The 13,343-nt window shown below is 38.7% G+C and carries 15 protein-coding genes; 8 read left to right on the forward strand and 7 right to left on the reverse strand.

Annotated elements, in window-relative coordinates:
• Positions 1–612: 612 nt before the first annotated feature.
• The 6 genes from WMO13_RS05430 (at position 613) to WMO13_RS05455 (ending at position 6,287) form a co-directional block, all read left to right on the forward strand.
• Complete coding sequence (locus WMO13_RS05430; protein WP_051396323.1) at positions 613–1,356, forward strand: MipA/OmpV family protein; 744 nt, start codon at positions 613–615, stop codon at positions 1,354–1,356.
• Between the two features lie 330 nt (positions 1,357–1,686).
• On the forward strand, positions 1,687–3,072 hold the full coding sequence (locus tag WMO13_RS05435) for an aspartate aminotransferase family protein (protein WP_026879490.1): 1,386 nt from the start codon (positions 1,687–1,689) through the stop codon (positions 3,070–3,072).
• Positions 3,073–3,432: 360 nt separating this feature from the next.
• Entirely contained in the window at positions 3,433–4,509 is a 1,077-nt protein-coding gene (locus tag WMO13_RS05440; protein ID WP_026879489.1) for a GNAT family N-acetyltransferase, read from the forward strand.
• 51 nt (positions 4,510–4,560) lie between these two features.
• Positions 4,561–5,466 carry an arginase family protein gene (locus tag WMO13_RS05445; RefSeq protein WP_026879488.1) on the forward strand — a complete coding sequence of 302 codons (906 nt, stop codon included), beginning with the start codon at positions 4,561–4,563 and terminating at the stop codon, positions 5,464–5,466.
• A 179-nt stretch (positions 5,467–5,645) separates the two neighbouring features.
• Positions 5,646–5,837: a type II toxin-antitoxin system HicA family toxin gene (locus WMO13_RS05450; protein ID WP_026879487.1), complete on the forward strand. Its 192-nt coding sequence runs from the start codon at positions 5,646–5,648 to the stop codon at positions 5,835–5,837.
• A 42-nt stretch (positions 5,838–5,879) separates the two neighbouring features.
• Positions 5,880–6,287, forward strand: a complete 408-nt coding sequence (locus WMO13_RS05455; RefSeq protein WP_026879486.1) for a type II toxin-antitoxin system HicB family antitoxin — start codon at positions 5,880–5,882, stop codon at positions 6,285–6,287.
• A 124-nt stretch (positions 6,288–6,411) separates the two neighbouring features.
• On the opposite strand, the gene WMO13_RS05460 is transcribed toward WMO13_RS05455, so the two are convergent.
• The 4 genes from WMO13_RS05460 to WMO13_RS05475 all read right to left on the reverse strand — a co-directional run bounded on the left by WMO13_RS05460 (position 6,412) and on the right by WMO13_RS05475 (position 8,856).
• Positions 6,412–6,828, reverse strand: a complete 417-nt coding sequence (locus WMO13_RS05460; RefSeq protein ID WP_026879485.1) for an EamA family transporter — start codon at positions 6,826–6,828, stop codon at positions 6,412–6,414.
• Positions 6,828–7,187, reverse strand: coding sequence for an EamA family transporter (locus tag WMO13_RS05465; RefSeq protein ID WP_026879484.1), 360 nt, complete (start codon positions 7,185–7,187; stop codon positions 6,828–6,830). Before WMO13_RS05465 ends, WMO13_RS05460 begins: the two co-directional genes overlap by 1 nt.
• A complete protein-coding gene (locus WMO13_RS05470; protein WP_026879483.1) occupies positions 7,184–8,047 on the reverse strand; it encodes an alpha/beta hydrolase in 864 nt (287 codons plus the stop codon). The genes WMO13_RS05465 and WMO13_RS05470 overlap by 4 nt, the downstream gene beginning before the upstream one ends.
• Before the next feature lie 167 nt (positions 8,048–8,214).
• Positions 8,215–8,856 (reverse strand): MtnX-like HAD-IB family phosphatase, encoded by a 642-nt coding sequence (locus WMO13_RS05475; protein ID WP_051396322.1) that lies wholly within the window; start codon positions 8,854–8,856, stop codon positions 8,215–8,217.
• Positions 8,857–9,100: 244 nt separating this feature from the next.
• Between WMO13_RS05475 and WMO13_RS05480 the strand changes: the two genes are divergently transcribed.
• Complete coding sequence (locus WMO13_RS05480; RefSeq protein ID WP_026879481.1) at positions 9,101–9,886, forward strand: winged helix-turn-helix domain-containing protein; 786 nt, start codon at positions 9,101–9,103, stop codon at positions 9,884–9,886.
• A 72-nt stretch (positions 9,887–9,958) separates the two neighbouring features.
• Positions 9,959–11,320, forward strand: coding sequence for an ATP-binding protein (locus WMO13_RS05485; RefSeq protein WP_026879480.1), 1,362 nt, complete (start codon positions 9,959–9,961; stop codon positions 11,318–11,320).
• A gap of 283 nt (positions 11,321–11,603) precedes the next feature.
• Here the strand turns inward: WMO13_RS05485 and WMO13_RS05490 are convergent, their stop codons facing one another.
• The 3 genes from WMO13_RS05490 to WMO13_RS05500 form a co-directional block, all read right to left on the reverse strand.
• Positions 11,604–12,440 carry a class I SAM-dependent methyltransferase gene (locus tag WMO13_RS05490; protein ID WP_034856188.1) on the reverse strand — a complete coding sequence of 279 codons (837 nt, stop codon included), beginning with the start codon at positions 12,438–12,440 and terminating at the stop codon, positions 11,604–11,606.
• 195 nt (positions 12,441–12,635) lie between these two features.
• Positions 12,636–13,010 (reverse strand): hypothetical protein, encoded by a 375-nt coding sequence (locus tag WMO13_RS05495; RefSeq protein ID WP_026879478.1) that lies wholly within the window; start codon positions 13,008–13,010, stop codon positions 12,636–12,638.
• A 39-nt stretch (positions 13,011–13,049) separates the two neighbouring features.
• Entirely contained in the window at positions 13,050–13,262 is a 213-nt protein-coding gene (locus tag WMO13_RS05500) for a hypothetical protein (RefSeq protein WP_026879477.1), read from the reverse strand.
• Positions 13,263–13,343 lie beyond the last annotated feature (81 nt).

Consider the following 13,343-nt stretch of genomic DNA (forward strand, 5'->3'; position numbering starts at 1 on the left):
GTATGAGTCCACTTCTATATTGATTACTTTTTTGTACTCTGTCTTAGGTATAGCAGATCTTTTATGAAAAATTAAATTTATTGTAGATTTATTACACTCAACTATATGTCTATACATTTAGAATTCCATCTAACAAAATGAAACATAAAAGATTTAAAATATTGAAAATCAATATTTATAAGGTCACTTTATCGATTTAAATCGCGCAAAAATGATAAAAATCGATATAAATTGCTCTTTTCTAATACTTTTATGACTTGACATAATAGGCTTTTCAATTCTTCATTTCGATGAATTCCCATCGATTTCAAGCAATATTGCGCAGTAATTAAACAAACATGACCCCAAAAATCCTAATAAGTCTGATTCGCTATCTTCTGCACTGACCATAAAAAGTAGACATTTATACCTTTCAAATACCATTTTCTCTTTCGCTACTTCTAAACAAATGGATACCAATCCAATAAATAATACCCCTTTGAATCATTGACATTGATTTATAAAAATTGACAATATTAGCGTACAATAACTTACCTTTTGAATAAATTATTCAGCAATATATCTATAAAAGTTATCTATAAAAATACTCCATTAGAATAGGATCATTGATATATGAAATTATCTTCTAAACTTATATTAGCACTGAGTTTTGCCAGCCTCACAACAATAGCTCAAGCAGATTCTCTGAGCCTTGGATTAATAGGTGAGATCGACCAATCGCCTTATGTCGGCGTTGATCATGATAATAGCGTGAAGCCCTATATTAATTACGAATCCCCTTACTTCTATATCGATGGCTTAGAAGCGGGATTTTATCTACATCAATCGGTAATGCAACAATTGACACTCGGTATCCTCTATGATGAGACGGGGTTTAAACCTAAACACAGTCATAATTGGCAGATGAAGCAACTAGATCGCCGGAAATATAGCGCAATGGCCACCTTGGATTATACAGTCATTACTTCATTCGGTGCTTTTGGAGCAACCTTAAATCACGATATTTTAGGCCGCAGTAAAGGGACGACCTTTGCCATTAATTATGGTATTGCACAAACTTTTGATAAGCTCACCGTAATGCCCTCTGTCGGCTTAACTTGGCAAGATCGCCGTTACAATAACTATTACTATGGTATTACAGCCGCAGAATCAAAACGCTCTGGCTTAGCACAATATAAAAGTAAGCAAGGGATCAATCCCTATATCGAGCTTAATTTAAGCTATCAAGCAACCCCTAAATGGCAAATTATGGGAACCGCACGCTATGATCATCTCAATAAGCAGATCCGTCGAAGCCCGATGGTCAATCGCAATAATCTCTATTCTCTGCAACTTGGATTTGCTTATCAATTCTAAGAGTAATCAGAGCTAATATTCATTTGAGTGCTAAATGAAACCCTCGTTACATCATCATATTCAATAAGTTAAGAATTAAAACGCTTGATTGTTACAAAAAGTACACAGAAAGCTAATACACAAGCAGAGTGATGTAATAGATAATGCGCACGATTATATATTTATTGATAGATATTGATGTTAGATGAAATATTTTTGCAGGTCAGATAAACTCTAACTTTAAGTTAAATCCTTACTTAATAGAATTTAAAGGCTTTTTGGCGCTTCTGAGAATATCTAACGCGATATCACATATCACGTTTAATTCATTGACAACACGGAGCTTGACAGATGAAAAATCACACTATCGATGAACAGCAATTATTAAAAGATGAAGCAAAATATTGCTCTTTTGGGGACACTGTTCACTATGTAGATCCGCCTAAAATTTTCACAAATTGTGAAGGTAGTTATCTCTATGATGCCAACGATATTCAATATCTTGACTTACAGATGTGGTATTCAGCAGTCAACTTCGGTTATAAAAATGAGCGCCTCGATAATGTACTCAAGCAGCAGATCGACACATTGCCACAAATGGCAAGCCAATATCTTCACCCTACTAAAATCGAATTAGCGAAAGCAATCGCCACCGATATGGAACGTAAGTTTGGTAAAGAGGGACGGGTTCACTTCAATGTCGGCGGATCACAATGTATCGAAGACTCCTTAAAATTAGTGCGTAATGCAACCAATGGTAAAAGCTTGATGTTCGCTTTTGAAGGTGGATATCATGGCCGTACTTTAGGCGCTTCCTCAATTACTTCAAGCTACCGTTATCGCCGTCGCTATGGTCACTTTGGTGAGCGCGCACACTTTATTCCTTTCCCTTACCCTTTCCGTCGTCCTAAAGGAATGACTGCTGAAGAGTACGGTGAACATTGTGTCAATGAGTTTGCTCGCCTCTTTGAAACAGAATATAACGGTGTTTGGGATCCTAAAGTGAATGAAGCTGAGTATGCTGCATTCTATATTGAAGCAATTCAAGGCACCGGCGGTTATGTTATTCCACCCCGTAACTTCTTTAAAGGTTTGAAAAAAGTTTTAGATCAGTATGGCATTTTATTAGTGGTCGATGAGATCCAAATGGGCTTCTATCGTACTGGTAAACTCTGGTCAATTGAGCACTTTGATGTAACACCTGATGTATTAGTATTCGCAAAAGCACTCACTAATGGTCTTAATCCACTTGGTGGATTATGGGCGCGCGAAGAACTGATCAACCCTGAAGTCTTCCCACCGGGATCCACACATTCAACCTTTGCCTCAAACCCCTTAGGAACGGCACTAGGCTTAGAAGTGATGAAGATGACGCAAGAGATGGATTATGAAACGATGGTCATGAAAAAAGGGGAACACTTCTTAGAAGGCCTACGTGATCTACAAAAACGCCATAAAGAGATCGGCGATGTCGATGGCTTAGGCTTAGCACTTCGTGCCGAGATCTGTACTGAAGACGGCTTTACTCCTAATAAACCATTACTAGATAAGATGGTAGATATTGGTCTAGCCGGTGATCTTGAATGGAATGGCAAAAAAATGGGCTTAGTACTTGATGTCGGTGGTTACTACAAAAATGTCATTACCCTTGCCCCTTCACTTCATATCTCTACTGAAGAGATTGATCAAGGATTAGCCTTATTAGATCAACTTTTAACGCGTGCTAAAAAGAGCTAAATCATAGTGTTAAACACGATATTGAAAGATAACACTAAAAGTATCAAATAGAGAGATGGGTTAATTTAGAAAGATCATAGATTGGACTAAATTGACCCTCTTTTTTTAAAAATTCTTTTCTAAATATGACATTTTGTATAGTGAGATCGGTTCAAAATAAGCTTCTTAAAATGCCGGCGCATCAGCTGATCGAGGTAAGGAAGCCGTTCTATCCGGCATCGTGCAAGTGTTGTTTAGTACGGTTTTATATTACCCCATAATAGCTGTTTAAAAGCCATTTTTCTTAAACCAAATTTACTCTACATACTCCTCAAATCGCTTCTCATCTCAGCTATTTAACATTTTTTTAAGGGAATTATTGTGCAATATCTTACACAACTGGAACCAACTTCTCTTATCCATCAATTCAACGCGCACCCACCTTATGATTTTATCATTCAAAATCGAATCCCTGAGCTCCCGGCATTTAGTGCGCCTTTTAATCTTTTGACAACCGCCGATCATGATTTTGTTCAAAAGTTCTCTAAAATCCCGTTACATCGCTTCTTAACACGGCTTTTAACGTGGAATAGCTGCTTTGTGGGTACCACTGTGTCTGAATATTGCCTATTACCTCAAGTCACTGATAAGTCTGAATTAGCGAATCTTGCCGGACAGATTCGCTCACAATATACTCGCGATTTTGCCCTGACTATTGTGAAAGATATCCCCCAAAACTCGCCCCTATTAACAGATGAGGCTAATCAAGCAGCCGCTACTTTTAAAGAAGCACTCACTGCTGAAAACTTCCTGATTCTCTCTGGGCAAGCCCTCGCTTGGGTTCCCATTGATTTTGCTAATTCAGAAGAATATATCGCAAGGCTCTCTAAATCCCGGCGTAAAGATATGCGGCGTAAACTCAAAAGTATGGCGGATATCGAGATTCAGATTCTTCAAACCGGTGATGAATGTTTCTTTGATACGGAATTATTAACCGACTATTACGAGTTATACCTCAATGTTTTTAATCAGAGTGAGATTCATTTTGATCAATTAAGCCGAGACTTTTTCAACGCTATTTTGCAAGATAGCAGCAGTCATGGCCTAGTATTTACCTATTCCTATCAAGGGAAACTGATCGGCTATAATATCTGTTATATCGTAGGTGACAGCTTGATTGATAAATATGTCGGTTTTATCTATCCTGATGCTAGAACCCATAATCTCTATTACTTAAGTTGGTTCTATAATTTAGATTATGCTGCCACCCATGGCTTAACGCGTTACATTGCCGGTTGGACTGATCCTGAAATTAAAGCTTATTTAGGTGCCTCTTTTACCCTAACTGAACATGCGATCTATATTCGTAACCCTATTTTAAGAGCTATCTTAAAGCGATTGAGCCATCATTTTGAAAGCGATCAAAACACCTTAGAAAAACTGAATCAAAAAGATTGATAAAATCGGCCAACAGATTAACAGCAGACTCATAAGAAAATGACTATTACAATGAATGAAATAACAGCGCCCCCCCTTATCCTCAATTTTGATCAGAGTGTGCATTTAGCATCAGCTCAAACCATCGAACTCACAGCGTGGCAAGAGAGCATTCGGTTTGGTTCAAGTATGAAAAATTTTGATATCTTACGTCAAGCGCTCAATCACCAAATGCCAGACCAATATGGTCCGGTATTTGTGGGCAGTGGTGATTATCATCATATTACGCTTCTATTATTAGAACGACTTCTAGCAAAGCAGAGCAATAGCCTTATAGGCACTTCTACAGATCAGCAACCCATTGATCTTATTGTGTTTGATAATCACCCTGATAATATGCGCTTCCCTTTCGGCATTCATTGTGGCTCGTGGGTATTTCATGCCGCGAAACTGCCACACATTCGGCATATTCATGTTATAGGAATTACCTCAAATGATATTGGCTTTGCCCATGCAATTGAAAATCACTTCCGCCCGCTCTATCGCAACAAACTCACCTATTGGTCAATGCAGGTCAATACACAGTGGGCACACTATATCGGCTTAAAAAAAGCCTTTAAAAGTTTTGCTTCACCGGATCAATTAATCGACTGCTTCTTACAAACTATGAAAAATGAGACCCATAATCTCTATCTCTCCATCGATAAAGATGCCTTTAGTACAGATGTCATTCAGACCAATTGGGATCAAGGAATCTTAGAAGAAGATCATTTATGGCAAGTGATCGATCAACTCAAACCCCGTATTATCGCCGCAGATATTACCGGTGAAGTATCCGAATATCATTATCAAACCCCTTGGAAACGCTTCTTAAGCAAACTCGATCAACAAGCCCCAATTCCACAGGAATCTCTCACCATTTGGCAAGAACAACAAAATGCCTTTAATACAAGAATTATTGAGCGATTGAAGGAATAAGGAATTGATCTAATTTATTGTTCCCTAATTTCATAAATCTGTCCTATTTTTATAGAAATATAAAAACTTACTTCATCGAAAATGCTAATTGAAATCTTAGTCATTTTTTCAAGAAGGATATATCATTTTTCTAGTAAAAGGAGTATTTGTGTGTAATAATACACACAAATATAGTGTTTATGAACAGTAAAGCGTTAATTCAATTACTTCAGAATGATGGATGGTATTTTGTTGCAAGCAAAGGATCACATTATCAATATAAACATCCGTACAAAAAAGGACGAGTGACTATTCCTCATCCTAAAAAAGATTTACCTATCGGTACAGTCAAAAGCATTCTTAAACAAGCCGGATTACAATTCTCCGCATAATAAGTATGATTGGTTTTCAATGGTAATATAGAGGTCGATATTATGTTATTCCATTTAGTGATTCATAAAGATTCTAATAGTTGTTATGGTGTTACAATCCCATCATTACCTGGCACATTCAGTTCAGGGGAATCGTTAGAGAAAGCAGTGATTAATGCCAAAGATGCCCTTATTTTTCAACTTGAAGGGTTATTAGAAGATGGTATCCAGCCAAATGTAATTCCTTTTACACTAGATGAAATCTTCAGTAATCCAGATTACCAAAATGCACATTACGTGACTATTGATATTGATGTATCTGCTTATACACTAAAACCCGAAAGATTTAATGTGAGCTGGCCTAAATACCTTATTAAGCAAGTTGATGAATATACTGCTAAAAATCATGATAACCGTTCAAGTTTTTTAGCTAAAGCCGCTAAAAGTTATATCGAAAATCATTCGTCCTAAGTAACCTAATCTATAAATGGGTTTCAACTCATTGCTGATACAAAAAACGAGTGACTCTCTCTTGAATCACTCGTTTTCTAACCTAAAGATACTATCTCTATTCTCACTTCCCTACTCGCTATTTTTACTGATTGACCTCTTCTTGAGCTTTCTCCGCCTCTTCAAGTGCCATGGCTCTCTTCTCGGCAAAGGCTAAAAAGATAATACCAATAATAATAAACAAGGCACCAGTGAGTCGTCCAAGGGTAATTTCATCATTAAAGAGCCAAACGGATACGATCATAACGGTCACAACTTCCATATGAGCAGCCGCAAATGCCGGCCCTACAGGCGCATGCCGCAGTAGCGTCATCCAAGCAAGAAATGTGATGATATAACCAAAAATGGCCACATAAATCCAAACATTAGTAAAAACCCGGATGATCCATTCAAGACTCATCTCTAAAGGTTCTGCTTCCATTGCCGCTAACTTAAAGCTAGTCTGTCCTAATGTATCGAAAAGCAGTAATACACCAAAACCAATTAAATAAAACTTTTTCATTAGAAGATCCCCACAATCGCCACACCGGCAGTAATAAAGGCAATCCCGATTACGCGCAAAGGAATCAGCTTCTCATTAAAAAGGAAGCGTCCTGCCAGCATGATAGTAATAATATTCATTGCGGCAAGTAACACCCCTTTTGACAAGGGCACTAAGGTCAGAAAGGCAAGCCAAAGAAAAAACTCGGCAATATAGGCAAAAATACCGACCCAGAGCCACTTTTGTCGAAGAATCCCCTGCCAATAGCGCCACATAGTCTCGTTATCAGTTTCATTGTTCGCCGCATATTTAAACGCGATCTGCCCAAGCGTATCGAAAGCCACATTGGCAATCCATAGAATTAAAATTAACCCTGTCATACAACTCCTTTGCCGGCTTCCTCAACAGAGTCTTTTGCCATTTCTTGAACGACTTCTTCAATAAAATTGACTGAAGCATCGATCACCGCTTTGCGTTCCCGATCAATCGTAATAAGATGATAACTATCGTGTAATGGGATTAAGGTCGCAGGACCTGACACATTCTGCTCAATCACACGCGCATTCGTCTCAATATCAGCAATATCATCGTGACTTGAATGCATAATCAAACAAGGGGCCGTCACTTTACCAAGGTTGCGCTCTACCTCTTCCGATAGATAGAGCATCTCTGCTAATGACGGATATGGATTTCTCGCAAGCCCCGCAGATGCAGCATCACCGCCTAACATACTATCAGAGACAACTTTACGAATTTTCTCATCTTTAAGGCCATAAGGAGGCTCTTCAGCAAAAGCTCGATCTTGAAATATCCCCCATTTCTTAAACCATTTCAGTAGAAAAAAGAGATGCTTCGCATAAAAGGGAATGCTCCACCCATCATATCGAAAAGTGGTTGCATAGGTCATAACCCCGTTCACAATATCTTGCCGCTCTTCGGCAAGTTTCAAAGCTAATACCGCCCCCATTGAAAGACCTGCGACAAAAAGATGCTCTACTTCCTGCTGTAATTTCTCAGCCGCAGTTTCAACACTCTGATACCAATCTTGCCAAGTTGTTTTACAAAGATCCGCTTCTGTTCCGCAATGGCCGGCAATCTGCATCGCATAGACGGTAAAACCTGCTTTATTCAGCCCTTTTGCTAAGATCCGCATTTCATTAGGGGTACCGGTTAAACCATGGATCAATAATACACCAATATTTCGATCCCCTTGCAACATAAAGCTGACATCTTTAATCATTCATTCACTACCTATTTTCTGTTTTTTACTTATTCTTTTAATACTTCTTTTAATAATTCTTTAATTTATTTTTTAACTTATTTTTTAGCTTACTCAACTACTCATTCTTCTCCACAGCTCTCATCAATGCCCCTTATCAATAGCTATGATCAATATCCCTATTGAACTCATTTTCCATCTAAATGCGTCACAATATCGGCAAAATTCATAATCGCTTGATGGGGAATGCCATGTTTGTGACAATAATGAATAAGTTTCCCTTTGGCATAGACAAAATCAATCACATGGGAGACACAGAAATCAGAAGTGCCATCGCCTACATAGAGAATCTCGGAATATTGCTCATAGAGTCGATCCGCTTGATGACATTTACAATTGCCACTCTGCTTCTTACAAAAGGAAGTTGCATAAGGGAACTCTAACCGCCAATGGGAATCCCCCTCATAAATAAGATGGTTAGCGATGATGGGAACGTCAGTAATGCCATGCTTTTGTAAAATATATCGAATTGCATAATCTAAGCCATCACTGACAATCGCGACAGGAATATTGCGCCCACACATGGTCTCTAAAAATGGGATAAAACTCTCATCAATTTCGATCGCCTCTAGGCAAGCATCTAACATGGCTTGATCTGCTCTTAACAGTGCTACTTGCCCCGCCATACATTCTAAAGATCCGATCTGCCCTGATTCCCAAGCCGCTTCTAAAGTTTCACAACCGGCTTCGCCAAAATGCTCGATCAAGGTATCTGTTACATCTTTGAGGCTAATTGTCCCATCAAAGTCACACAATATAATGTTATTCATAGCCACACATTAACCTTAAAATAATAATGAATAATTTTGAAATCCCTGAATTACCTAAATTTTTTACTTAAATTTACTCAAATATAGAGCATTATTATCCTAGTTTTCCCTCAATACGCTATACAACTTTTGTGTAATTTGTGTAACCATTCACAATTCGAAAAGGGGAGGAATATGTTATAATTGACAAATATTTAACTTTTATCACATTTTCAGGGCCTATGCGCCGAAAACCGAGAAAATCATGTCTAAACATATACTGATTATTGAGGATGACACACGTCTTGCTACCCTCACTAGCGAATATCTACAAATGCAAGGATTTACCGTTACTTGTCATACTCGAGGGGATACGGCAGAAGCTACAATTTTAGATTTGCTACCTGATCTTATAATCTTAGATGTGTTACTTCCTGGTAAATCAGGGTTTGATATCTGCCGAGACATACGCCCTTTCTATCACAATCCTATTCTGATCCTCACCGCAAGTGAAGATAATATTGATGAGATTATCGGCCTTGAACTAGGGGCAGATGACTATCTTACTAAACCTGTCGAACCTCGGCGCTTACTTGCACGAATTCGAGTATTGCTACGTAGACAACCTACTCATCATCTAAGCCCCATGACGGCTAATGGTCGAGATGACTCATCGCAAATACCAATTTCAATACCCATAAATGCTATCCAACCGCAGTATCAATCAGCTCAACGACTCACTTTTGGTGATCTTACAATTGATGGCAATAACCGTACAGTTCAAATCAAAGATGCAATACTTGATTTTACAACCGCAGAATTTGATCTGCTATGGCTATTAGCAAGTCATGCGGGCACTATTTTAACGCGGGATGATCTCTTTAATGATCTTCGAGGTATTGATTTTGATGGAGATGATCGTTCTATTGATGCGAAAATATCTCGTGTTCGCAAAAAGCTGCAAGAGGATCCAGATCATCCTACGTGGATTAAGACCGTTCGCGGCAAAGGCTATCTCTTTACGCTCGATACGCCGGTACAAAATATTTAATAGCATATAGGGAATTGAATAACACATAGTGGTCATTATGCGTATTAAATAAATAGAGGAATCTGTCATTACATGAGCCAGCCAATACATCTATCCCATCATCAAACAAAAGATTACCCACAACAACCCTCTCTTACCTCTCGTGTAATTCTTTATCTCGGCATTATGCTAGTTGCGCAAAGTATTATCGTCTATGGGGCTCTTCACATTTTCGTGGCACTTCCCCAAGCCTGGACAGGATTGAGCGAAGATTATCAATTTTATCAAGAAATGCTTGACGAAAGTGCCAAACTCCTAACGGAGCAATTCAATGGTGATCCACTTCACGATGAAGCCTTAGTCGATAAAATCAGTGAACGATTTAAATTTGAAGTCGAAATTTTACCACTAGATACCACGTTGCCACCGGAAATCGATGCCCAATTTCAAGAAGATCATCTCGCTTACGATGATCGACTCAATACTATTTATCTGCGATTTGGCCCAGACCAACAACTATTACAAATAGGCCCGCTTGCCAATAATGATATTCTTGATGCGGATACCTCTGCACTGCTCCTCTTTATTCTCATCTGCTCACTGGTGAGTGCTATCGTCTTCGTCTGCTTTCTCTTTTTGGCGCTTCTCCCTCTTTGGCGTGATGCTATGCGGCTTCGTGCCACTGCCGATCAGCTCTCCATTGGCAACCTCTCCTCTCGAACACCTAAGGCCAATAGTTGGCTCTTTAAAACGCTCACAGAAGTGGTCAATACAATGGCGAATCGCCTCAATCAACAGATGCGCGATAGTAAATTGATCTTCCATGCCATGGCACATGAATTACGCACACCTATTGCTCGGCTCCGTTTTGGTCTTACAATGATGGATGAAGCCAATACTATCGAAGCCATGAAACGACAATTGCCGGGGATTCATCACGATTTAGAGGAATTAGAAGCCTTAATCAATACCAGCCTCAATTTCTTTAAAATGCAACAGCAGGAGATTCTCCCTAACAAAACTCCCGTAGATCTACAACATTGGGCCTCTCATATCCTTCATTCGTTAATGCCGATGAAGCCTGTAGAAGTGACCCTTGAAGAGCACATTGAAAATACAACCTTCCCAATAGATCAAAAACTCGCAACGCTTGCGCTCAATAATCTTCTGCTCAATGCTTACAAGTATACAGCTTCTAAAGTCTCCCTCACCATGTCCGTAGTGGATGAGGCACTCTATATCAAGGTATCTGATGACGGTGCCGGCATTCCTCCTGAGGCCTATGAAGAGATCTTTAAACCATTTTCAAGATTAGATAATAGCCGAACCCGAGAAACCGGCGGTCATGGCTTAGGACTTGCCTATGTAGCTCTCATTGCGGAATCTCATCAAGGTTGTATTAGAGTCGGCAGAAGTCAGTGGGATGGTGCAGAGCTAACACTCATACTGCGATAAAATAGTGATGAAAAATGACTAATCAGTCTTTTCTAATATTTGGCATTTCCAATATTTAGTATTTCCCATATTGTTAACTCATTTAGGTTAGATTATTTTTATTTTCTTTAGAGTAAAATGGGTTTAAGAAAAATGGTTTTTAAACAGCTATTGTGGGGTTTTAAAAGAAGATAAAACCGTGTTCAACAACACTTGTAATATGCCGGATAGCACAGTTTTCTCGCCTCGATCAGTTGATGTATCGGCATTTGAATAAGCTTATTTTGAATCGATATTACTATATTTAAAAGGGCTGATGATCAGTGCGCCACTTCAGGAAAGCCCAAGGTCGATTAGTATAATAGATGGAGGGAAATGCATTGCCCTCTTCTTCATAGTATTGGGTTAATGTATCAACTTCTTGTGCTGTTAAATCCCCAATTGACCACTTCACTGCTTGAATAAAATCATTAACATTACGAATCGTTTGTTGGCTGTCTTGATGCCTAGCTTCAATAAAATCAACAGAAACCCGATACCCCTGTTGATAAAGAATATTTACAGCATAAATATAGGTGGGAAATCCAATATAATCCCGCCCAAGTACTTTAAGGATCTCCCGATTCATAAAATCTTTCTCCACTGTCATAGTCATATAAACAGCTTTCTTTGCTTTTTGATTTAGCTTAGCCAATGCCGACTCTAAATCAGTAACCATCGAAGAGCGTGAAGAGATACAGATATCGCACTCTGGAATATCAGACCAATCATCTTCCCATGATCTTAAAATCGTTTCATAATTGGTGATGCCTAGTTTTGAAGCTCTCTCATCCGTTACTTCTAGCATTTTTGGACTATAATCTAATGCATACACTTTCTCAATCATCGGTGCAAGAGCCAATGCAATCGTCCCACCACCACAACCGATATCTAAGGCAGTGTCTACGCCATTGAAGTCCATTCTAGATAAAAATGCAGAGATATAGTCATTCGCAACGCTACTATGACTTCCCATTCTGCTCGCTTTTTTATCCCAATCTTCCGACTTTTTCGGCTGTCTGAGAGAGTTTCGGGCATGCACTCGATACAGCTCAGCAAAATCAATATCAAAAACTGTCGTTAAATCTGAACGAATGTGCATTATTCTATTCCCTATCTACTCATAAAACAAAATGTAATCAAGAAGCAAAATCTCGTAAAAAGCATTAGATCTAAAAAACAATACTATCTGAGAAATCAATCTTGAACCATCCCTCTAATGGTTAATAGAAAATTTAAGTTTCATTTAAATTCACTCCGGTAGTTCAATACCGAAACTCGATACAGAAATCAGGCTTTAAAGATCAATAACTTCAACTTGGTCTCGCTCGGTAATAATCATCAAGGGCACATTCTCATAGCTATCGATGTGACCTATCAGGCAGACTTCCTGTTTTGCTAATGATTGCGCCCACTCAAGCGAGCCGATATCAGCTAAATCTTCGCGCCAAATAAAGCCATAAAAAGGTTCCTTTGGGTAAGGCTGCACAAAATTAAGATAAATCGCCTCTTCAGTGACATCAACCGTTATTACTTCACCGCATACTTTGCGATGATACCCTTCATAAACCTTCGCCTCCGTTGCAAGAATATAATCAGAAGCCCATGTCATTGTCCCTAAGCTACAGGCACAGAGTAACAGTAAACTTACTCGTTGTAATACTCGTTGCATAACTCACTCCTTTAATACAATTGAATACACAATGGAGAATTAACGTCTATTTTTCCAATAAGTAAGTACCGGTGGACCAATTAAAAATGCGCCCACTAATAACTCTAATAGCGTCACAATCGCCCAGCCAATATTAAAGGCAAACATCCAACAGATCGCAATGGCAACTGATGCAATCACAACGGCACGATCATCTAAGAAATGGCGTAAACCAACACCAACTACAAAAAAGAGGAAGAGAAAAAATAACATAGCGGACCTCGCTGAACTTTCATTCTATATATCTATTAAAAAACCATACAAATTGATTCATAAGGATCTATTCTAACACTA

This window comes from Ignatzschineria larvae DSM 13226, from assembly GCF_038500265.1.
Lineage (GTDB): Bacteria > Pseudomonadota > Gammaproteobacteria > Cardiobacteriales > Wohlfahrtiimonadaceae > Ignatzschineria > Ignatzschineria larvae.